Source organism: Providencia sp. PROV205 (assembly GCF_028479505.1).
GTDB lineage: Bacteria > Pseudomonadota > Gammaproteobacteria > Enterobacterales > Enterobacteriaceae > Providencia > Providencia huaxiensis.
Genome location: NZ_JAMPNU010000014.1, coordinates 72,639 through 94,076, shown reverse-complemented (window position 1 = coordinate 94,076; position 21,438 = coordinate 72,639). Strand labels below are relative to the sequence as shown.

Below are 21,438 nucleotides of genomic sequence, written 5' to 3'. Positions count from 1 at the left end.
CTTATTCCTCAGCGCCAGCTGCATGAGCGCTATGGCTCATTTGCATTGAATTACCTGTAGCATCGTTATGGTCAGTCATTGAACGACTTTGATTTTCTACAGGAGCGTGACCTTTATGGTGCTCATGACCAAACTTCAGAACGATATCTTCATAAAGTTTAGGCTTCACGCTAGAGAAGTAGGTAACAGGAACGTTCATGCTTGGCTTAGCGACTTCGTCAAATGCCTGCATGGTGTCCATTGTTTTAGGAGAAGCTTTTACCTTTTGTACCCACTCATCAAAACCTTGACGGTCAGGAGTTGCAATAGCATTGAACTTCATATCAGAGAAGCCGTGGCCACTGTAGCTTGCAGAGAAGCCCTTATAAGTGCCTGGTTCGTTAGCGATTAAGTGAAGTTTTGTTTGCATACCCGCCATCGCGTAGATTTGGCCACCTAAAGATGGAATGAAGAATGAATTCATCACCGAGTCTGACGTGATTTTGAAGTTAACTGGCACACCGGTAGGGAATGCGATTTCATTAACTGTTGCAATGCCTTGCTCTGGATAAATAAATATCCATTTCCAGTCAGCAGAAATAACTTCAATCGTGACGGGTTCCTGATCACTCACTAATGGCTGATACGGGTCCAGCTCATGTGTCGTCTTCCAAGTGATAGCACCCAGAATAATGATAATGATGATAGGAACAGTCCAGCAGACTAACTCAATTTTATTTGAGTGAGCCCAATTAGGACGGTAGGTTGCTGACGTGTTGGATTCACGGTATTTTCTTGCGAAGATAATCGTCATGAAAATAACAGGAATAACAACAAGTAGCATTAAGCCAATTGCAATAAGAATTAGCTCTTTTTGTTTAACGCCAACGGCGCCTTTTGGATCCATCAACACCATATCGCAACCACCTAATAGTAAGGTAGCTACAACGAGTGAGATTGCTCCGATGCTTTTTTTGTAGTTCATAAGTCTCATCCACGACCCCAAATGACAAGAATCTAATTGTCGTTTCATCAGTGCGGGCATTTTACGGTAAGGTTATGCGAGTGTAAATGATTGTAAGGCAAAGAAACGGAATTGTTAGCTCTTTATGTTAATATGATCACATGTAAAGAACTTATAAAGAAAACGTTAAAATTGATGCGATTTATAAGTATGCATTGATAAAACTCAATTAATAGTAAATTATCTTAGTAATTTTTCAAAGAAAAATATATACAAAAGAAATGAAAAAAGAGTGAAACTGATATAAATGATTAGCAATTTGCTAAGGGAAATTACAGTTTTTATTGCCGATAAAGCTATTTTGGTTGCTTTATCGGCTAAATCATAAAGAAAAATTCTTATTTTACTGAAAAAAATAAGAAAATAGTTAACTCCTGATACAATATTCTATAGTGCGCTAAAAGGTATACTTTAATGTGTAAATGATTGCATCTTGATAGAAGGTATCTCCTAATTTATTGTCAGCATAGCGGTATTGTACCCCTGCAGAAACATGGTTTGTCGCATTCCACCAAAAAGCGAGAGCGCCATTTATGCCATTACTCTTGCCGCCGTTATAGCGTTTGTTCCTGGCAAACTCCATTTCATGCCAGTTTGTTATCATGAAATTTTCTTCGAATGCGCTGAAATTATAACCAGCTACCCAACCTGCTACATATCCATTATTACCTGAATAGAATGTCTGGTCGGTGTAATTTAGAGCAATAAAAGGTTTAAACCATAAATCACCGAATGCAGTGTTATAACCAATACCATATAAAGTATTCACATCGTGGAAATTACCACCATACTTGGCTCCCGGTAATGACCAAGTGCCATAAACGTGGCCATATAGATTGAAACCAGTATCACCTAAATAAAAGCGGCCTGTTGTTTTAATGGTATAGCGTTTATTTCGTCCTGAATCGGTGTGTTGGCTATGGAATGGGTTTTCGAGATCAAAAAAGCCATATAACTCACCCCAATTAAAATTGGCACCGCCTTCAAGCTCAATATAGGCAAAATCTTTCTTACGTGTCGTATTTTCTGTTTTGGTTTCAGTACGATGTGACCAATCTAAATAGTTTACATTGACATCAGCAAAGCCATTCTTATAGCCAATAATATCGTCAGAGTATGCCGTACCCGCTAGAGAAATTAAGGTAGCCATGTAAATGATTTTTTTCATAGATAGATTATCTTCGCTTAATAATTAATGAGGTTTAGCAGTTTGCTAGTTATTAACACTTTAATTAACTGATTTGCAACATGTGATATATTAGGCTTATAAATTGCAATTAAGAAATATTTTACACAGGTAAAGTGATCTAAGTCACGATATTTTGACGATATTAATTCGTTTTGCTATTTAGGTCTGGTTTATAGAAAAGATCAAATCCCCTAAACAAATAAACTTTGCTTAGGGAATTATGAAATGAATAAGAAAGAGTATTGAGAGGGTTATTGCTGTACTGTTTTGCGAACGGCGAGGAAATCTAAACTACCACCAATAACTAAGCTGATAGCACCAATGCTAATACCAGTATTAAAAATAAGGTTTTGGTAGTGGGGTAAACTTAGCCAAAATTCAATTTGTGTCGTAAATAGATAAACTTTCATATCACTAAATGAAAATACAAGTAATGAAAGTAACCAAATAGCAAGGCAGCTTACGGCAGTAATAAGTGCATATACGGCAATACGGTAGCCTCTAGCATATAGTTGACGTCGTTGGAATAGCCCTGTTGTTTGAGTGTAAATTAAGGATGTTCGGCAAGCTAATAAAAGTAAAACGCCAGGAACTGCAACCGCGATTGAAATTAGGTAGAAAAGTGGCCAGCCATAGTTACTGACAAAAATACTTGCGACTGGGCCAATGTAAACACGCCCAACAGCAGAAAGAGCAGAAAGAAGGGCAAATTGCGTTGCAGATAACGACTTATTACATAATGTCATTAAGAGGGCGACAAAAGCAGCAGTTCCCATGCCAGAGAAGATATTTTCTAGAAATATAATCGACCCCATGGTTAAGATATTAGGGGGGGTTATCGCTAAGAACCAATATCCGATATTAGAGCCGCCTTGTAGAAGTCCAAAAATAAATAGAGCTTTAAATAAGCTCATGTTTTTCATTAGGTAACCACCAAGTAATGCCCCAACTATGGTTGCCGCCATACCGACAGTTTTATTGACGGTACCCACTTCACTTAAACTAAAACCAAGCGCGTTTAACAGAAAGTTGGTATTGAGCGCCATGACAAAGGCGTCACCGAGTTTGTAAAAAACTAACAGGAGTAAGATTAGCCATGCATTGTTCCTGCTAAAGAATTCAGCGAGTGGCTCGTAAATTGCTTTTTTTAATGAGGTTGGCGCAGCACCGCTTTCTTCAGGTTCTTTGGCGAGTAATGTCGCGATAACACCGATAACCATCAGCCCAGCCATGACTAAGTACAGTTGTTTCCAGGTTAAAAACTTGTCTGCTAACCAAAGTGCAAGGCCACCTGAAACTAGCATGCTGATCCGGTACCCCATAACGGAGGTTGCCGCTCCAATTCCGCGTTCTTCAGCACTCAGTAAATCGGTTTTATAAGCATCAAAAACAATATCTTGTGAGGCTGAACAAAATGCAACAGTAACGGCTAGCGCAGCCAGATACCACAAATGTTCTGAGGGGTTCACAAAGCCCATCGCGGCAATACTGATAATCAACAGAATTTGCGTGGTTAATAGCCATCCTCTTCGGCGGCCAAGAAAGGGCGGGGTGTAGCGATCCATCATTGGGGACCAAAGAAATTTCAGCACATAAGCCTGTCCGACTAATGAAAAGAAACCAATGGTTTTAATATCGACATTTTCAACAGTTAGCCAAGCTTGTAATGTACCTGCAGTCAAAGCTAAAGGTAGACCAGAAACAAAGCCTAAAAGGATTAAAGTGATGTTATTTGGTAGAGTAAAACGAGGCATTATTCCCTCTAAGCCAGTGTGATATTGCTGCAATACATTGCGCTGCAGAGGTATTGGCTGCGCTATGCTACCCAAGCTCAATCAATGAGAGCTTAGGTAGCTTAATACTTAATGATAATGATTGCTCAGTTAATAGCGTGAATTTTGTCTGATAAAATCGGTGATTTCTTGGTCTGTTGCCATATCTGCAATTAAATCAGTGAGTGCGCTATTGATAGCTGTTGCTATCTTGTCATTATTGGCAGCTAATAACTCTTGTGTATTAAAATTGCGGGTAAATGAGCGTGTTTTTGTCGAACCATTTGGAGCCGTTGCAATAATGCTCACACTAGAGTTGACGGTAATATTATGGCGTAGACTGCCTTCACTTACTTTGGTATCGAGTTTATTCAATTGAACGACTAAATTCACATTTGCCGGTGATGTCACCATAAACCCACGTGCTGCCATTTGCTTTTCGACGGCTTCTTGCATCAGATAACGAGGATCGCGTGAAGGGTTCAGTACAACTAAACTACCATTACGATTAACTTCTGCTAAGGATTTATTCGTACGGTTATCGACACTGCTGACACTAATTGAAGTTGCATTCAGTGTAGGGTTTTTCGCAGGTAAAGCTATCTTAGGCTCTAGTGATAATGTATTGCTGCTGGTTGCACAGCCCGCAAGAAGAAATAACCCTAAAAGTGGAAAACACAGTTTTCTTAACATAATTTTTTCCAGTTCATCTTTCCTAATTGAAAATGTTTCGTTATGGTGCGGGTAGCCGTCGTTCAATATAAAGCTTAGCGGCTTATTTATCCTAAACTGTTAGACAACAATTTTTGAAAAAATTCGCATCAACGTGCCGCTATCATAACATTGGCAAGTTATTATCGGATATAGAAGATAGCAATAATCAACGCGTACAATAAAAGATAATTGCCTCTGAGCATAATTTTTAATTAAGGAGCATTTTATGGGCGCTAATGCAGCTCAAAGTATGCAATCTCTTGTGATCCAAAAATTACAAGCTGCTTTTGAACCTACACATTTGGAGGTGATTAATGAAAGCCATCAACACAATGTGTTACCTGGGTCTGAAAGCCATTTCAAAGTTATTTTAGTGAGTGATAAATTTGAAAATAAACGAATGCTTGCCCGTCATCGTGAAATTTATGCTATTTTAGCGGACGAATTATCAGGAGGGATCCATGCCCTTGCTTTGCATACATATACACAACAAGAGTGGAATGAGCTTGCTGATACAGCATTAAAATCACCAGCTTGTCGTGGTGTAGGTGGTGTTAATCGATAATTCTTCGTTTCAGGTAATGCACTGAGACTATTCTTTACATAATCAGCCATGCTTAATAATGAGTTTGGTGAATGTTTTTTCTTCAATTTAGGTGAAAAAACAAAAAATTTAGTCAGAAAAGTCACAAATAAAGAGGAAAAAACGCTTCTTTTCTCAGCTTTTCTCGACTCAGGGCGCATGCATCGGTATAATGCTGCGTCTAATTTTCAGTAAGGTTTCGGGACGCTTCTGATATCAGGGATTGACCGTTACGAAAGTAACGCCCCCGGTTCTGGAAGGGAGACAGCCGTTATGATTTAATGGCATAACTCTGGAGTAGACCGATCACTAAGATTTATTTTGAGGTAAGAAGATGCAAGTTTCTGTTGAAACGACTCAAGGCCTTGGGCGTCGTGTAACAATCACCGTTCCTGCCACTGATATTGAAAAAGCAGTTAATAGCGAATTAGTTAGTGTTGCTAAAAAAGTACGTGTTGATGGTTTCCGTAAAGGAAAAGTACCAATGAACATCGTTAAACAGCGTTACGGTGCGTCTGTTATGCAAGACGTTCTGGGCGATGTAATGCAACGTAACTTCATCAATGCAATTATTGAGCAAAAAATCAATCCAGCGGGTGCACCTAGCTACAAGCCAGAGCAACTCGAAGATGGTAAAGATTTTGTGTATTCAGTTGAATTCGAAGTTTACCCAGAAATCGAATTAGCAGGTTTAGAAACTATCGAAGTTGAAAAACCAGCAGTTTCTGTAAAAGACGAAGATCTGGAAAACATGTTAGAAACTCTGCGTAAGCAACAAGCGCAGTGGAAAGAAGTTGAAGCGGCAGCAGAAGCTGACTCTCGCATCACTATCAACTTTACCGGTTCTATCGATGGTGAAGAATTCGAAGGCGGCAAAGCAGAAGATTTCGCGCTCGTTATGGGCGAAGGTCGTATGATCCCAGGTTTCGAAGAAGGTGTTGTGGGTCATAAAGCGGGTGAAGAATTCGATATCGAAGTTAACTTCCCAGAAGACTACCATGCTGAAAACCTGAAAGGTAAAGCAGCGAAATTTGCTATCGTTCTGAAGAAAGTAGAACAGCGTGAACTGCCTGAGTTCACTGAAGAATTCATCAAGCGTTTTGGTATCGCTGATGGCTCTTTAGATGGCCTGCGTGCAGAAGTACGTAAAAACATGGAGCGTGAGCTGAAAAATGCTGTGCGTAACCGTGTTAAAGCCCAAGTTCTGGATGGCTTAATCAAAGCTAACGACATCGAAGTACCAGCAGCAGTTGTTGATGGTGAAATTGATGTTCTGCGTCGTCAAGCAGCACAACGCTTTGGTGGTGACGAAAAACAAGCGATGGAATTACCTCGTGAACTGTTTGAAGAACAAGCAAAACGTCGCGTAGTGATCGGTCTGCTGTTAGGTGAAGTGATCAACAAAAACGAACTGAAAGCTGATGAAGATCGTGTTAAAGCACTGATCGAAGAAATGGCTTCTGCGTATGAAGATCCATCTGAAGTTATCGAATACTACAGCAAAAACGAAGAGCTGATGAACAGTGTTCGTAACTTAGCTTTAGAAGAACAAGCTGTTGAAACAGTATTAGCTGTTGCTAAAGTGACAGAAAAAGAAACTAACTTCACTGAACTGATGAACCAAGTTCAAGCAGGTTAATTTTTTCTTGCTGTGCAAAATAATGAAACCCGTGGTGTGCTACTACGGGTTTTTTGTCAATTAAAGCCTTTAAATTATCACTTTAGCGAATTTAATTAGGAAACCCTTGAAAAACACATTTAAACCCTAATTATATTATCTATACTTCAGTAGTCTAAGTGGGGTCTTAATTGCGATTTAAACTATTTTGAATAGCTTAATATTGTCTTTTTACCGCTTAATATTGCCGAAAACGATGATATTAACCAATTGAGTTATTTCGTCATCCTTGAAAATCAAGTATGGTTTTCTAATGGTATAATTCCGTGTAACCCAATAGACTTGTGTTAAACTCTTTTAAAGAGCGTCTTGTTTACTGCAGCATACTTAGCTGCATTTTCTTCTTATTTTGTCAGTAATTTGGTTAAATATTAGCTAAACTAGAAAAATAAGAGGATTGAAAGAGCTTGCAGACACAGGAATTTTTTAAAACCGTTGTTTGTGGCATGAACTCTGCTCAAAATAGTAGGCAGACAGCAAATTAGGCGCAAGCACCAGAACGTTTTAATAGGAGATTTCGATGTCACATTTTGGCAGTCAGGAACAATTAGCATCTCAAATGGCCCTTGTGCCTATGGTCATAGAGCAGACTTCTCGTGGTGAGCGCTCGTATGATATTTACTCACGTCTATTAAAAGAACGTATTATCTTCCTGACAGGTCAAGTGGAAGACCATATGGCGAATTTAATCGTCGCTCAGATGTTATTTCTTGAAGCAGAAAACCCTGAAAAAGATATTCATTTGTATATTAATTCACCGGGTGGTGTAATTACCGCAGGTATGTCAATTTACGATACGATGCAGTTTATCAAGCCTGATGTAAGTACTATTTGTATGGGACAAGCTTGTTCCATGGGGGCTTTTTTATTGACAGCGGGTACAAAAGGTAAACGTTTCTGCTTACCAAATTCACGCGTGATGATCCACCAACCGTTAGGGGGTTATCAAGGCCAAGCGTCAGATATCGAAATCCACGCCCAAGAAATTCTTAAAGTGAAATCTCGAATGAACGAGTTAATGGCTCTGCATACTGGTAAATCCATTGAAGAAATTACTCGAGACACAGAGCGTGACCGTTTCTTATCTGCAAATGAAGCAAAAGAATATGGTTTAGTCGACCAAATTTATAGTAGCCGTTAATGGGTTAACTTTTGGTATAATTAGTTCATACCATAAACTATTTTAAAGAAAATCGTTGTTTTGTTTTTAAATGAACGAAAACAAAACAATATGGATAAAAGTGAGGTCAACTGATGACAGATAAACGCAAAGAGGGGACAGGAAAACTGCTTTACTGCTCTTTCTGCGGAAAAAGTCAGCATGAAGTGCGCAAGCTGATTGCCGGTCCGTCAGTCTATATTTGTGATGAATGTGTAGATTTATGTCTCGATATCATCCGCGAAGAAATAAAAGAACTTACGCCGCATCGTGAGCGTAGTGAACTGCCTACGCCACATGAAATTCGACAGCATCTTGACGACTATGTTATTGGTCAGGAAAAAGCGAAGAAAGTTTTAGCTGTTGCGGTATATAACCACTACAAACGCTTACGTAATGGTGATAAAACCAGTGATGGTGTTGAATTAGGCAAAAGTAATATTTTGCTAATTGGCCCAACAGGTAGTGGTAAAACGCTTTTAGCTGAAACGCTAGCGCGTTATTTGGATGTGCCATTTACAATGGCTGATGCAACGACATTAACTGAAGCTGGTTATGTCGGTGAAGACGTTGAAAATATCATTCAAAAATTACTACAAAAATGCGATTACGATGTTGAAAAAGCTCAACGTGGTATCGTATATATTGATGAAATCGATAAAATTTCACGTAAATCAGATAACCCATCAATTACCCGTGACGTTTCTGGGGAAGGTGTGCAACAAGCACTTCTTAAACTTATTGAAGGAACTGTTGCGGCAGTGCCACCACAAGGAGGGCGTAAGCACCCTCAGCAAGAATTTTTGCAGGTTGATACCTCAAAGATCCTCTTCATTTGTGGCGGGGCATTTGCAGGGCTAGACAAAGTTATCGGTCAGCGTTTGAATACCCGCTCAGGTATTGGTTTTGCTGCGGAAGTGAAAGGTGAGTCAGATAAAGCAACAGAAGGCGAATTATTAACTCAGGCAGAGCCAGAAGATCTAATCAAATTTGGTTTAATTCCTGAATTTATTGGCCGTTTACCTGTTGTTGCAACATTAACTGAACTAAGTGAAGAAGCTCTGATTCAGATTCTGCAAGAACCTAAAAATGCATTAACGAAACAATATCAAGCTTTATTTAGTCTTGAAAACACTGAGCTTGAATTCCGTGAGGAAGCATTAAAAGCCATCGCTAAGAAAGCAATGGCACGTAAAACTGGAGCTCGTGGTTTACGTTCTATCGTTGAAGCTGCATTGTTGAATACGATGTATGATCTCCCTTCAATGAGTGATGTTGAAAAAGTTGTCGTTGATGAAAACGTCATTAATGAACAATCAGAACCGCTTTTAATCTATAGCAAACCTGATGCTCAAGCTTCTGGCGATAACTAATCCCATATAAAATGTTCAATAGTTAATCAAACGAAATGAGGGGTTTCCCTCATTTTGTTTTTTATGTTCAACTAACCATTGAATGCTAAAATCTTGTCCCCATATAGTTTATATTCTGAGGTGTGGTTTCCTTGTTTTAGACAGCAATTTTAGAACAAGAGAGAGAAACCCTTAAACTAGCGTGAGCTAAACGAAGAGAGAGCTTTATGAATCCTGAGCGTTCCGAACGCATTGAAATACCAGTATTGCCTCTGCGTGATGTAGTGGTATACCCACATATGGTGATCCCACTGTTTGTTGGACGTGAAAAATCCATTCACAGTCTGGAAGCAGCGATGGATCATGACAAGCAGGTAATGCTGGTTGCGCAAAAAGAAGCCTCGACTGATGAGCCAGGGGTGAATGATTTATTTGCTGTCGGTACAGTCGCGTCTGTTATTCAGATGTTAAAACTGCCTGATGGCACCGTTAAAGTCCTTGTTGAAGGTCTACGACGCGCACGTATTACCAGTTTGACAGATAATGGCGAATATTTCTTAGCGCAAGCGGAATATTTGGCAACAGAACAAAATAATGAGTCTGAACACGCTGCGTATGATGAAGCGACAGCGGGTTCTCAATCATCAGACGCACTTGATGAAAAAGAAAACGAAGTATTGTATCGCACTATCGTTAGTCAGTTTGAAAGCTATATAAAGCTGAATAAAAAGATCCCACCTGAAGTATTAACCGCATTACATGCAATAGAGCAAGATCAGCTAGATAAACTGGCGGATACCATTGCTTCTCATATGCCACTAAAATTAGCGGATAAACAACGCGTTTTAGAAATGGCGAATATCGCTGAGCGTGTTGAGTTTTTGATGGCCATGATGGAGTCAGAAACTGAGTTGCTGCAAGTCGAAAAACGCATCCGTAATCGTGTTAAAAAACAGATGGAAAAAAGCCAGCGCGAGTATTATCTGAATGAGCAAATGAAAGCTATTCAGAAAGAGCTAGGCGAAATGGATGATGCGCCAGATGAATATGAATCGCTAAAACGTAAAATCGAAGAAGCGAAAATGCCAAAAGAGGCACAAGAAAAAGCAGAAGCAGAATTGCAGAAGCTGAAAATGATGTCTCCAATGTCAGCGGAAGCTACCGTAGTCCGTAGTTATATCGATTGGATGGTGCAGGTTCCATGGCATAAACGTAGCAAAGTCAAAAAAGACTTAGTGAAAGCCCAAGAAGTGTTAGATACCGATCACTACGGTTTAGAGCGTGTGAAAGACCGTATTTTAGAGTATCTGGCAGTGCAAAGCCGTGTCAGTAAAATTAAAGGGCCGATTCTTTGTTTAGTTGGGCCTCCAGGTGTGGGTAAAACCTCTTTGGGGCAATCTATTGCTAAGGCTACGGGTCGCCAATATACCCGTATGGCATTAGGTGGGGTACGTGATGAAGCTGAAATTCGTGGTCACCGTCGTACCTATATTGGCTCAATGCCTGGTAAGTTGATCCAGAAAATGGCAAAAGTAGGGGTCAAAAACCCACTATTTTTACTGGATGAAATTGACAAAATGTCATCTGACATGCGTGGTGATCCTGCCTCTGCATTGTTAGAAGTACTTGATCCAGAACAAAATATTGCATTTAACGATCACTACTTAGAAGTGGATTATGATTTATCTGATGTGATGTTTGTTGCAACATCGAACTCGATGAACATTCCTGCGCCATTGTTAGATCGTATGGAAGTTATCCGTCTTTCTGGTTATACAGAAGATGAAAAACTGAATATTGCGAAGAAACATTTGTTATCTAAGCAGATTGAACGTAATGCGTTGAAAAAGAATGAGTTAACTATCGATGATAGTGCTCTAATGAGCATCATTCGTTATTACACTCGCGAGGCTGGCGTCCGTGGTTTAGAGCGTGAAATCTCTAAATTGTGCCGTAAAGCAGTTAAAGCGCTACTGATGGACAAAAAGCTTAAGCACATTGAAATCAACGCTGATAATCTGAAAGATTATCTGGGTGTTCGCCGTTTTGATTATGGCCAAGCAGATACAGAAAATCGTGTTGGGCAAGTTACAGGCCTAGCTTGGACAGAAGTTGGTGGTGACTTACTTACTATTGAAACTGCATGTGTACCTGGTAAAGGTAAACTAACTTACACCGGTTCTTTAGGTGAAGTCATGCAGGAGTCTATCCAAACGGCATTAACGGTTGTTAGAGCTCGAGCAGAAAAACTGGGTATCAATAGCGATTTCTATGAAAAGCGTGATATTCACGTTCACGTACCGGAAGGGGCGACGCCAAAAGATGGCCCGAGTGCGGGTATTGCGATGTCAACTGCTTTAGTTTCTTGCTTAACCGGTAACCCAGTTAGAGCCGACGTGGCAATGACAGGTGAAATTACGTTAAGAGGTTTAGTTTTCCCGATAGGCGGTCTGAAAGAGAAATTATTAGCTGCACATCGTGGTGGGATTAAAACAGTATTAATCCCTAAAGAAAACGAACGTGATTTAGAGGAAATTCCTCAAAATGTGATCGCGGATCTCGAAATTCATCCGGTGAAAACAATTGAAGAAGTTCTTTCTTTGGCTTTAGTTAACCCTCCTTTTGGCGCTGAAGTAGTTAAAAAGAAAGCTAAAAGAGTGAGCTGAATCAAGAAGTTTGTATAAAATTAAGGCTGACAGCTAATTTAGAGCTTGTCAGCCTTTTTTTTCATCGCTAATTTAACGATGATTCTGATAATTGTTTGTATGCAATCTGTTCTCTTGCCATTGGTAATCAGGATTGATATAACGGCTGCATATTAATTAACTATACTAATAACTGCTATAGTTAATTATAGTTAATTAAGAGATTTATAGTCCAACTAATATGGGGATGATAAGAGTGAATAAAGCTCAACTGATTGATCAAATCGCTTCTGATGCGAATATTTCTAAAGCTGCAGCAGGTCGTGTTGTTGACGCGTTCGTTGCTACTGTAACGGGTTCTTTGAGTAAAGGGGACGATGTTGCTCTAGTTGGCTTTGGGACTTTCTCTGTTCGTGAGCGTGCAGCACGTACAGGCCGTAACCCTCAAACGGGTAAAGAAATTAAAATAGCTGCGGCGAAAGTTCCTGCTTTCCGTCCAGGCAAGGGTCTTAAAGACGCTGTAAATAGCTAATTAGGTATTTAAGTTTGTCTTTCTCGTATTTTTGCGAAAACTCAAACTGACGGAATGTCTTTAATCAGCTAATATATAAGCGCACCATTGAAATGGTGCGCTTTTTTTTCTTTCTGAGTTAAGATTAGCGTATTATCAGGAAATTGAATTCAACAAAGCGGAGTTAAGCCTTTTTATGATGGAAAATTTACGCACAAAGGCGAATAGTCCTTTGCTCAAAATAATACTGGCGCTGATTATCCTTTCATTCGTGTTGGGTGGCGTTATGATGGGTGGCCTTGGTGGCAACAGTGCAAATAATGCAGCTGAAGTTAACGGGCAGTCAATAAGCCGAGAACAGCTACAGCAGGCTTTTCAACAAGAGCGCCAATCATTACAAGAGTATCTGGGAGATAAATTTTCAGAAGTCGCTAGTAATGAAGAAAGTATGAATTTACTGCGCCGCCAAGCTCTCGATAACTTGATTAACAATGAACTGATTAATCAGTATGCTAATGAACTACAACTTTCAGCAAGTGATCAGCAAATTGAGCAATATATTTTCTCAATGCCTGTTTTCCAGACAGATGGCCGGTTTGATAGCGAAAAATATCGTGAGATTTTAAGCCGCAACAACATTAACGCGGATAGCCTCGCAGCTCAAATTCGCCAAGACCTTACACGAGCTCAGTTAGGAAAAACCTTTACTGGAACGGATTTCGCTTTACCATCAGAAGTTAAAGCATATGCTGAATTATTTATGCAAGAACGTGAAATTCGTACTGCAATCTTAGATTTAGCAGAAGTTCAAGCGAAGCAAACAGCTTCTGAAGAAGAATTAAAAGCCTACTATGATGCTAACCAAAATAGCTTTATCTCACCTGAGAAAGTACAAGTAAGCTATGTTGAGATGGATGCTGCATCAATGCCTCCAGCCACAGTGTCTGATGAAGAAGTAAAAGCGTATTATGAGCAAAACCTGAAAAATTATACTCAGGCAGAGCAAAAACAGTACAGTATGATTCAGGCGGATTCTGAAAAGGATGCGAATGATATCCTGAATGAATTAAAACAAGGCGCGGACTTTGCAACATTAGCAACTGAAAAATCAACGGATAAATTCAGTGCAGGGCAAAAGGGCCTGATTGGTTGGATGGAAGCGGCATCAACGCCAATCGAAATTGTAGATGCAAAATTAACAGAAAAAGGGCAACTTTCAGCACCTGTTAAATCACAAAATAGCTATGTTATCTTTCGTTTAGATGATATTAAACCTGAATCTATTAAACCGTTTGAGCAAGTTGAAGAAAGTATTAAAACTAGCTTACTTCAAGATAAAAACATTAAACAATTCTATGATTTACAGCAAAAAGTCAGTGAAGCGGCTACGAGTGATATGGAATCATTAGTATCAGTTGAATCTGTATCTGGTTTGAAAGCGGTGACAACGGATTGGTTTGATAGAACAAATCCACCTGCTGCACTTAATTTCCCTAAAGTGGTCAGTGAAGTGTTTAGCGACCGTTTAGTGGATAAAAATGGTTCTAAAGGGATTAACTCTGACGTGATTAACGTGGAAGGTGACCGTGCATTTGTTGTACGTGTAACAGAGTATAAACCTGAAAGTGTTGAACCTTTTGAACAGGTTAAGTCAGAAATTGAAACACTGGTTAAACGTCAAAAAGCCGATGCAGAGTTGAAAACGACGGGCGATAAACTACTTGCTGAGTTAAAAGCAGGTAAAGGGGCTGAAGCTCTAAATGCTGCTGGCGTTAAACTTTCTGAAGTTCAGACTGTTTCTCGATTAATGCCACAAACAGCGGTTATCAATGCGACAATGGAAATGTCACAACCTGTTGATGGTAAACCAAGTTATGCACTTGCGCGTGATGAGTCCGATAACTATGTGGTTATTCAGTTAGATAAAGTCACATTAGGCCAACCAACGGATGAAGAGTTAAAACAACTGACCCGTGAATACCAAGGTGCAATGAGTTCTGCAGTTAACGAAGCTCTGATGCTTAACTTGCGTGAGAATGCAAAAATTGAAGTGCTGAATATTGAATAATTGCGAACAGCTTCGCAAATAAAATTGTAACTTCATGATTAGAAGGCCACCTTTGGGTGGCCTTTCGTATTTCTAATATTATTGAAAAGTGTTCCGTATTTTTCTATGGCATCGTTGTATCTCAACATACACAGGAGAACAAATATGTTATGGAATTCAGTCAATAAATGCAGATTAGGTATTGTTCTGCTCCTTTCTTTATTATGCTCATTCTCTTTTTTTTCTTTGGCTAAGAAAATTGAGCCAGAAAAAGCCACTGCGGCTGTCATTCAAGAGAAACAAGTAAGTAATAACTCACCATCGACGAGCCATGGCCAGTCTGACAAAGTCAATATCAACTTAGCGGGTGAAGAAGAACTCGCAGAAAAACTGACGGGTATCGGTAGGCAAAAAGCGAAAGCAATTGTTGAATATAGGCAAAAATATGGTGCTTTTAATTCCATTGAAAACATTTTAGAGGTTCAGGGGATAGGTCCTGCATTTTTAGAAAAGAATAAAGATAAGTTAACTTTGTAACTAAAATCCCCCATACAAAGTATGGGGGGAATATAGTATGGGTGAATTATATTAAAGGTTAATAATTGAGCAGAAAACTAAACCTCTTATAAATAATTTGAGAGCTAAGTCTTATTATTGATAATCATTCAGCATATTTTCCGTACATTTGTTATTTTTATGTTATCGGAAAATAAACTGGTCGGAGTAGTTATGACAACACATATTAAAGTTCATGGTTATCATATAGATGTTTTTCAACATGTTAATAATGCACGATATTTAGAATTTTACGAAGCGGACCGATGGGAATGGATGAATAAACGTAATTTCATTAACTGGGCTATAAAAAATAATTTAACAATGGCTGCAGTGAACATTAATGTAAATTATATCCAAGGCGTATTACTTGGTGATGAGCTGACGGTAGTGACTCGTATGGATAAAATAGGAAGTAAAAGCGCAGTATGTTATCAACAAATTATTCGTAATAAAGCAGGCGTTCAAGAGGTTGTTTCAGATGCCTATGTGACGTTTGTTTTTATCGATAATATAGAGAATAAAGCGATTGTTATCGATGAACAGCTGCGTGAGAAGTTAGAGTCATTCAAGGTGGGTTCTGAAGATTTCATTCAAAATTAGCCTACCTAGCTTGAATAGTTATGAATAGGGCATGGTAGGCCACGTGTTTGATTAACTTATTAGTGCTTTTATTTTAATGATAGCATGATGGTTTCTTTATCATTTAGATATTCAGCTAAGCCCCTGCTTCTTAAATGACAGGCTGCACATTCACCACAACCGTCACCCTGGATGCCATTATAACAAGTCAGTGTTTGCTGCCTAATGGTCTCAAGGTGACCATAACTGTCGGCAAGAGCCCATGTTTGGGCTTTATTCAGCCACATTAACGGTGTTTCAAAGCGAATATTTTTGGCAAGGCCGAGGTCTACAGCATGGTTGAGTGCTTTGACAAACTCATCACGGCAATCGGGATAGCCTGAAAAATCGGTTTCACATACACCGGTTATCACCGCTTCTGCTTGGACTTGATAGGCGTATATTGCTGCGAGAGTGAGAAATAAAATATTACGTCCAGGTACGAAAGTGCTAGGCAGGCCGCTCGACTCGCTTTCTGTGAAATCAGGGACTGGGATGTTATCTCGAGTTAAGCTGCTGATTGCTAATTCATTGAGTAATGTAACATCTAAGACTTTATGCGCTGTAGCACCTAGAGATACGCTTAACTTCTGTGCGACTTCGATTTCAAAACGGTGGCGCTGGCCATAATCGAAAGTCACACAATGAACTTCATCATAGTTTTGCAAAGCTTGAATAAGACAGGTTGTTGAGTCTTGGCCTCCGCTGAAAACCACAACTGCGCGTTTCATAGGTACTCCTTGGTGATATATCATTTTAAAATGTGATGGGAAGAGAGTGAAGCATGTTAACGATACTAAGGTGTAATTAATAGTTCTATTTTTACAAAGTGAGTTTGATTGAAGTACTATTCATATGCGAATTTGGTTATTCATATAAAAATATTCTATAATCACGACATTTGGTAACATCTTTATTGTTTTTAAATTATTCAATTTTGCATAATATGGTTATGTAGCTAATACAATAACGACAAAAGTACTTACACCTAAGTCAAGAGAGCAATCATGCTAGATAAAATAGACAAAAAGCTGCTTTGTTTATTGCAAAATGACAGTAGCCTATCCCTAAACACCCTTGCTGAAGCTGTTAATTTAACATCTACGCCGTGCTGGAAAAGATTAAAAAGGCTTGAAGATGAGGGCTATATTCGAGGGCGAGTGACTTTACTCGACGGTGAGAAGCTAGGTTTAGGTTTAACGGTAATTGTGACAATTAAAACACAGCATCATAATAGTGAGTGGTATGAGCAATTTGTTTCTTTTGTCAGTCAACTTCCTGAAGTTCTGATGTTTTATCGTATGGCTGGGGAGTATGATTACCTTATGCAAGTAGAAGTGCATGACATGAAATCATATGACTTATTTTATAAAAAACTCGTCAATGGTGTTCATGGTTTAATCGATGTGACTTCAAGTTTTGCAATGGAAAAAATCAAGTATACGACAGTATTGCCTATTCCTGATTAACTCCGTAATAACGTAGATGATTACGGCTTCTCATTTTTAGGCATCATTAAATCAATATATTCAAGGCAGTATTACGTGCGATTATTTTCACAACTAGGTTGGTATTTTTTGAGTGAGTGGCGGCGCTATCTCGGTGCTGTTTGTTTTCTCATTATTATTGCTATCTTACAATTAGTCCCTCCACGCATCGTTGGTGTGGTTGTTGATGGAATAAGTAAAGGGGCAATGCCAACAAAGCAGTTGATTACTTATGTTTCAGTCATGCTGTTGATTGCACTGGTTGTGTATGGTTTGCGGTATGTTTGGCGTTTATGGTTATTTGGTGCTTCTTATAAGTTAGCCGTACAGCTACGACAAAAATTTTATCGGCAATTAAGTCTGCAAAATCAAGAGTTTTACCTTAAGTACCGAACAGGGGATTTAATTGCACGCACGACGAATGATGTTGACCGAGTTGTGTTTGCAGCTGGTGAAGGTGTTTTAACATTAGTTGACTCATTGGTGATGGGGTGTGCGGTGCTCATCATGATGAGTGTTGAAATTAGTTGGCAACTGACTTTACTAGCACTTATTCCAATGCCAATTATGGCACTAGTCATTAAGCGTTATGGTGACCAGCTTCATCAGCGTTTTAAGCATGCTCAAGGGGCATTTTCGTCTTTAAATAATCATGCGCAAGAAAGTTTAACAAGTATCCGTATGATTAAAGCTTTTGGCCTTGAAGATCATCAATCGAATCAATTTGAACAGGTAGCCACTGAGGCTGGACGTCGCAATATGCATGTTGCTAAAGTTGATGCGCGTTTTGATCCCACCATTTTTATGGCGATTGGTATGGCCAATTTACTCGCTATTGCAGGTGGCAGCTGGATGGTGTTAAACGACACATTGACGTTAGGTGAATTAACGAGCTTTGTGATGTATTTAGGATTAATGATTTGGCCAATGCTAGCGCTCGCATGGATGTTTAATATCGTTGAACGAGGTAGTGCAGCTTATAGTCGTATTCTAAGTTTACTCAATGAACCGTTAGTTATTCAGGATGGCTCGCATTCATTACAGCCTGAAAAGGGAAACTTGAATGTGAATATCATCAATTTTAGTTATCCAGAAACCACACGAATAGCATTACATGGTATTCGGTTTGACCTAAAACCTGGGCAATTTTTGGGGATCTGTGGGCCAACAGGGGCTGGGAAATCAACATTGTTGACGTTATTGCAGCGCCAATTTGATGTTACGGAAGGGGAAATCCTCTATCAAGGTTTACCACTATCTGAGGTCCGTTTAAATGAATGGCGTGCTCGGTTATCTATCGTAAATCAATCTCCATTTTTATTTTCAGATACAGTTGCAGGCAATATCGCACTTGGGCGACCTAATGCCACTCAGGAAGAAATTGAGCAGGCAGCGCGTGTCGCTTGTGTACATGATGATATTTTACGTTTACCGGAAGGCTATTCTACTCAGGTTGGTGAACGTGGAGTTATGTTGTCTGGTGGGCAGAAACAACGAATTTCTATTGCAAGGGCAATCTTACAAAATGCAGAAATTTTGGTGTTAGATGATGCACTTTCTGCCGTTGACGGGCAGACCGAGTTTACGATTTTACAAAACTTAAGTCATTGGCGGCAGGGTAGAACCATGATAATTAGCGCTCATCGTCTATCTGCATTGGTAGAAGCAGACAATATTATTGTGCTATCTCAAGGTGCGATTATTAGCCGAGGTAGGCATGAAGCGCTTATTGCGCAGTCGGGTTGGTATAAAGATATGTATCAGTACCAACAGATTGAAGCGGCGTTGGATGGTGAGCTATGAGCCAAAAGAAACCACTATGGCCAGCACTTAAGCGTTTACTTTCTTACGGAAAAGCACACCGAGGCACCATGGGGATTGCTATTGCAATGCTATGGTTGGCCGCTATTGCGGAGGTCAGCGGGCCTCTGCTGATCAGTTATTTTATTGATAACATGATTGCGAAAAAGCAAATCATCATGCCACTGGCTTTATATATGGCCGTTGGTTTTATATTGCTTCAAGTTATTGCTGCATTATTACATTACTATCAAATTATTTTATTTAATAAAGCTTCTGTGGGAGTCGTGCAAACATTACGAACAGATGTGATGAATGCCGCCCTTAGGCAGCCTTTGAGTGCCTTTGATAAACAACCTGTTGGCCAATTGATTTCACGAGTTACAAATGATACTGAAGTGATTAAAGATCTATTTGTGATGGTTGTGCCGACGGTGTTTCGGAGTTTAGCCCTGATTTGTGCCATGTTAGTTGCTATGTTTTCATTGGAATGGCGTATGGCATCAATTGCAGTGATGATTTTTCCTGCTGTATTTGTGGTGATGCTTGTTTATCAGCGCTTAAGTACACCGATTGTACGTCGTGTCAGATCTTATCTTGCGGATATTAACAACGGTTTTAACGAAGTCATTAGTGGAATGACGGTTATTCAGCAATTTATCCAACAGGCTAGGTTTGGCGAAAAAATGCAAAGTATTAGTCAAGACCATTATTTTGCAAGAATGAAAGCATTAAAACTTGATGGCTTACTATTAAGGCCATTACTAAGTTTACTTTCAGCTTCAGTATTGTGTGGCTTGCTATTGCTATTTGGGTTTGAAGGAACGACTACCATTGGTGTTGGTGTCTTATATGCATTTATTAACTATTTAGGTCGTTTGAATGAACCGCTTATCGAATTAACTTCTCAGCAATCGATGCTTCAGCAAGCGGTTGTTTCAGGTGAGCGTGTTTTTGAACTCATGGATAGCCCGCAACAAGGCTATGGGGAAAGTATTGAGCCATTACAAGGTGGCTCAATCTCAATTAACCATTTATCTTTTGCTTACCGTGATAACAAAATGGTACTTAAAGATATTAATTTACACGTACCTGATAATAATTTTGTTGCATTGGTCGGTCATACTGGGAGCGGTAAAAGTACCATTGCAAATTTAATTATGGGGTATTACCCATGGCAGGAAGGGGATATTTTATTAGATGGACGTGACTTGAGTTCACTATCTCACCAAGTTTTACGTCATGGTATTGCGATGGTGCAACAAGACCCTGTTGTCCTTGCGGCTTCTTTTTTTGATAACGTCGCACTAGGGCGTGAGATTAGCCAAGATAAAGTTTGGGAAGTTCTTGAAACTGTTCAGCTTGCTGAGTTAGTTCGTGGGTTACCTGATGGGCTAGATACCGTACTTGGTGAACAAGGAAACACCTTGTCTGTTGGGCAAAGACAATTACTAGCGATGGCTCGAGTACTTGTGGTCACACCTAAAATTTTAATTTTGGATGAAGCAACGGCGAATATTGACTCAGGGACTGAGCAAGCGATACAAAAAGCATTACGAATGATCCGTCAACATACTACGCTCGTCGTGATAGCTCATCGTTTATCGACAATCGTCGATGCTGATCAAGTCGTTGTGTTACATCGTGGTGCAATTGTTGAGCAAGGTAAACATTTGCAGCTTTTACAGCAAAAAGGACGTTATTATCAAATGTACCAGTTGCAACAAGTTGGGGAATCATTGAATGCCCGTTGTGATGCTGAAATTGAGAGTATAACTAGTTAATTATTCTGCACTCTTATAATGCAAGACCTAAAGCCACTCATTCGAGTGGTTTTTTATTTTGTTCTTTCCTATTGAATAATATGGATAAATATATTTTGGCACACGATTTGCTATAACGTTAGTGCTGTTCAAGATATTGAGCGGCTTATTCACCTGACTTATAGGAGTGAGCATGAAATATATCATCGCAATCATTAAGCCATTTAAATTAGATGAAGTCCGAGAAGCACTATCAGATATTGGTGTTCAAGGGCTTACTATTACTGAAGTTCGAGGGTTTGGACGACAGAAAGGACATGCCGAATTATATAGAGGAGCTGAATATACTGTCGATTTTTTACCTAAAGTACGTATGGAAATAGCGGTTTCTGATGAGTTAGTAGAACAGGTAATTGAAACAATCGAAAAAAAAGCTTATACGGGCCAAGTCGGGGATGGAAAAATATTTATTTTGTCATTAGAGCAAGCTGTACGTATTCGTACAGGTGAAAAACAAGACGAAGCACTGTAGGAGAGCAATTATGCGCAAAGGGTTCCA

Annotated in this window: 18 protein-coding genes; 13 read left to right on the top strand and 5 right to left on the bottom strand. The window is 39.4% G+C overall.

Features of this window, described 5'->3' with window-relative positions; all coding sequences use genetic code 11:
- Position 1 precedes the first annotated feature (1 nt).
- From cyoA to PR800_RS10365, 4 genes are all read right to left on the bottom strand, one after another.
- Positions 2–973 (bottom strand): cytochrome o ubiquinol oxidase subunit II, encoded by a 972-nt coding sequence (gene cyoA, locus PR800_RS10380; protein WP_272530757.1) that lies wholly within the window; start codon positions 971–973, stop codon positions 2–4.
- Positions 974–1,400: 427 nt separating this feature from the next.
- On the bottom strand, positions 1,401–2,171 hold the full coding sequence (locus tag PR800_RS10375) for a nucleoside-specific channel-forming Tsx family protein (protein WP_102139038.1): 771 nt from the start codon (positions 2,169–2,171) through the stop codon (positions 1,401–1,403).
- Positions 2,172–2,443: 272 nt separating this feature from the next.
- Complete coding sequence (gene ampG / locus PR800_RS10370) at positions 2,444–3,946, bottom strand: muropeptide MFS transporter AmpG (protein WP_102139039.1); 1,503 nt, start codon at positions 3,944–3,946, stop codon at positions 2,444–2,446.
- Between the two features lie 129 nt (positions 3,947–4,075).
- A complete protein-coding gene (locus tag PR800_RS10365) occupies positions 4,076–4,657 on the bottom strand; it encodes a YajG family lipoprotein (protein ID WP_036958553.1) in 582 nt (193 codons plus the stop codon).
- Between the two features lie 247 nt (positions 4,658–4,904).
- Here PR800_RS10365 and bolA point away from each other — a divergent pair, with 247 nt between their 5' ends.
- The 9 genes from bolA (at position 4,905) to PR800_RS10320 (ending at position 15,811) form a co-directional block, all read left to right on the top strand.
- On the top strand, positions 4,905–5,243 hold the full coding sequence (gene bolA, locus PR800_RS10360; RefSeq protein WP_102139040.1) for a transcriptional regulator BolA: 339 nt from the start codon (positions 4,905–4,907) through the stop codon (positions 5,241–5,243).
- Positions 5,244–5,595: 352 nt separating this feature from the next.
- Complete coding sequence (gene tig / locus PR800_RS10355; RefSeq protein WP_102139041.1) at positions 5,596–6,900, top strand: trigger factor; 1,305 nt, start codon at positions 5,596–5,598, stop codon at positions 6,898–6,900.
- A 559-nt stretch (positions 6,901–7,459) separates the two neighbouring features.
- Positions 7,460–8,080, top strand: a complete 621-nt coding sequence (clpP, locus tag PR800_RS10350) for an ATP-dependent Clp endopeptidase proteolytic subunit ClpP (protein WP_004905443.1) — start codon at positions 7,460–7,462, stop codon at positions 8,078–8,080.
- A 113-nt stretch (positions 8,081–8,193) separates the two neighbouring features.
- A complete protein-coding gene (clpX, locus tag PR800_RS10345) occupies positions 8,194–9,471 on the top strand; it encodes an ATP-dependent protease ATP-binding subunit ClpX (RefSeq protein ID WP_094962144.1) in 1,278 nt (425 codons plus the stop codon).
- A gap of 206 nt (positions 9,472–9,677) precedes the next feature.
- A complete protein-coding gene (lon, locus tag PR800_RS10340; protein WP_166266719.1) occupies positions 9,678–12,116 on the top strand; it encodes an endopeptidase La in 2,439 nt (812 codons plus the stop codon).
- 235 nt (positions 12,117–12,351) lie between these two features.
- On the top strand, positions 12,352–12,627 hold the full coding sequence (gene hupB, locus PR800_RS10335) for a nucleoid-associated protein HU-beta (RefSeq protein WP_004914513.1): 276 nt from the start codon (positions 12,352–12,354) through the stop codon (positions 12,625–12,627).
- 175 nt (positions 12,628–12,802) lie between these two features.
- Positions 12,803–14,674, top strand: a complete 1,872-nt coding sequence (ppiD, locus tag PR800_RS10330) for a peptidylprolyl isomerase (RefSeq protein WP_102139043.1) — start codon at positions 12,803–12,805, stop codon at positions 14,672–14,674.
- Positions 14,675–14,818: 144 nt separating this feature from the next.
- A complete protein-coding gene (locus PR800_RS10325; RefSeq protein ID WP_102139044.1) occupies positions 14,819–15,190 on the top strand; it encodes a ComEA family DNA-binding protein in 372 nt (123 codons plus the stop codon).
- A 192-nt stretch (positions 15,191–15,382) separates the two neighbouring features.
- Entirely contained in the window at positions 15,383–15,811 is a 429-nt protein-coding gene (locus PR800_RS10320; RefSeq protein WP_102139045.1) for an acyl-CoA thioesterase, read from the top strand.
- 68 nt (positions 15,812–15,879) lie between these two features.
- Here the strand turns inward: PR800_RS10320 and queC are convergent, their stop codons facing one another.
- Positions 15,880–16,560 carry a 7-cyano-7-deazaguanine synthase QueC gene (gene queC / locus PR800_RS10315; RefSeq protein WP_102139046.1) on the bottom strand — a complete coding sequence of 227 codons (681 nt, stop codon included), beginning with the start codon at positions 16,558–16,560 and terminating at the stop codon, positions 15,880–15,882.
- Between the two features lie 276 nt (positions 16,561–16,836).
- Between queC and PR800_RS10310 the strand changes: the two genes are divergently transcribed.
- The 4 genes from PR800_RS10310 to glnK all read left to right on the top strand — a co-directional run bounded on the left by PR800_RS10310 (position 16,837) and on the right by glnK (position 21,411).
- Positions 16,837–17,298: an Lrp/AsnC family transcriptional regulator gene (locus PR800_RS10310; protein ID WP_004905429.1), complete on the top strand. Its 462-nt coding sequence runs from the start codon at positions 16,837–16,839 to the stop codon at positions 17,296–17,298.
- A gap of 75 nt (positions 17,299–17,373) precedes the next feature.
- Complete coding sequence (locus tag PR800_RS10305; RefSeq protein WP_272530755.1) at positions 17,374–19,119, top strand: SmdA family multidrug ABC transporter permease/ATP-binding protein; 1,746 nt, start codon at positions 17,374–17,376, stop codon at positions 19,117–19,119.
- The gene (locus PR800_RS10300) at positions 19,116–20,900 is read left to right on the top strand and encodes a SmdB family multidrug efflux ABC transporter permease/ATP-binding protein (protein ID WP_195698222.1); all 1,785 of its coding nucleotides are present in this window, start codon (positions 19,116–19,118) and stop codon (positions 20,898–20,900) included. Before PR800_RS10305 ends, PR800_RS10300 begins: the two co-directional genes overlap by 4 nt.
- A gap of 172 nt (positions 20,901–21,072) precedes the next feature.
- Positions 21,073–21,411, top strand: a complete 339-nt coding sequence (gene glnK, locus PR800_RS10295) for a P-II family nitrogen regulator (protein ID WP_004905421.1) — start codon at positions 21,073–21,075, stop codon at positions 21,409–21,411.
- Positions 21,412–21,438: the final 27 nt, after the last annotated feature.

What these genes read in the sequence shown, in the direction of transcription:
- glnK (WP_004905421.1), top strand. Translation starts at nt 21,073, where the DNA reads ATGAAATATATCATCGCAATCATTAAGCCATTTAAATTAGATGAAGTC.
- PR800_RS10320 (WP_102139045.1), top strand. Translation starts at nt 15,383, where the DNA reads ATGACAACACATATTAAAGTTCATGGTTATCATATAGATGTTTTTCAA.
- bolA (WP_102139040.1), top strand. Translation starts at nt 4,905, where the DNA reads ATGGGCGCTAATGCAGCTCAAAGTATGCAATCTCTTGTGATCCAAAAA.
- lon (WP_166266719.1), top strand. Translation starts at nt 9,678, where the DNA reads ATGAATCCTGAGCGTTCCGAACGCATTGAAATACCAGTATTGCCTCTG.
- PR800_RS10375 (WP_102139038.1), bottom strand. Translation starts at nt 2,171, where the DNA reads ATGAAAAAAATCATTTACATGGCTACCTTAATTTCTCTAGCGGGTACG.
- ppiD (WP_102139043.1), top strand. Translation starts at nt 12,803, where the DNA reads ATGATGGAAAATTTACGCACAAAGGCGAATAGTCCTTTGCTCAAAATA.
- clpP (WP_004905443.1), top strand. Translation starts at nt 7,460, where the DNA reads ATGTCACATTTTGGCAGTCAGGAACAATTAGCATCTCAAATGGCCCTT.
- PR800_RS10300 (WP_195698222.1), top strand. Translation starts at nt 19,116, where the DNA reads ATGAGCCAAAAGAAACCACTATGGCCAGCACTTAAGCGTTTACTTTCT.
- PR800_RS10365 (WP_036958553.1), bottom strand. Translation starts at nt 4,657, where the DNA reads ATGTTAAGAAAACTGTGTTTTCCACTTTTAGGGTTATTTCTTCTTGCG.
- PR800_RS10325 (WP_102139044.1), top strand. Translation starts at nt 14,819, where the DNA reads ATGTTATGGAATTCAGTCAATAAATGCAGATTAGGTATTGTTCTGCTC.
- cyoA (WP_272530757.1), bottom strand. Translation starts at nt 973, where the DNA reads ATGAGACTTATGAACTACAAAAAAAGCATCGGAGCAATCTCACTCGTT.
- tig (WP_102139041.1), top strand. Translation starts at nt 5,596, where the DNA reads ATGCAAGTTTCTGTTGAAACGACTCAAGGCCTTGGGCGTCGTGTAACA.
- PR800_RS10310 (WP_004905429.1), top strand. Translation starts at nt 16,837, where the DNA reads ATGCTAGATAAAATAGACAAAAAGCTGCTTTGTTTATTGCAAAATGAC.
- ampG (WP_102139039.1), bottom strand. Translation starts at nt 3,946, where the DNA reads ATGCCTCGTTTTACTCTACCAAATAACATCACTTTAATCCTTTTAGGC.
- clpX (WP_094962144.1), top strand. Translation starts at nt 8,194, where the DNA reads ATGACAGATAAACGCAAAGAGGGGACAGGAAAACTGCTTTACTGCTCT.
- queC (WP_102139046.1), bottom strand. Translation starts at nt 16,560, where the DNA reads ATGAAACGCGCAGTTGTGGTTTTCAGCGGAGGCCAAGACTCAACAACC.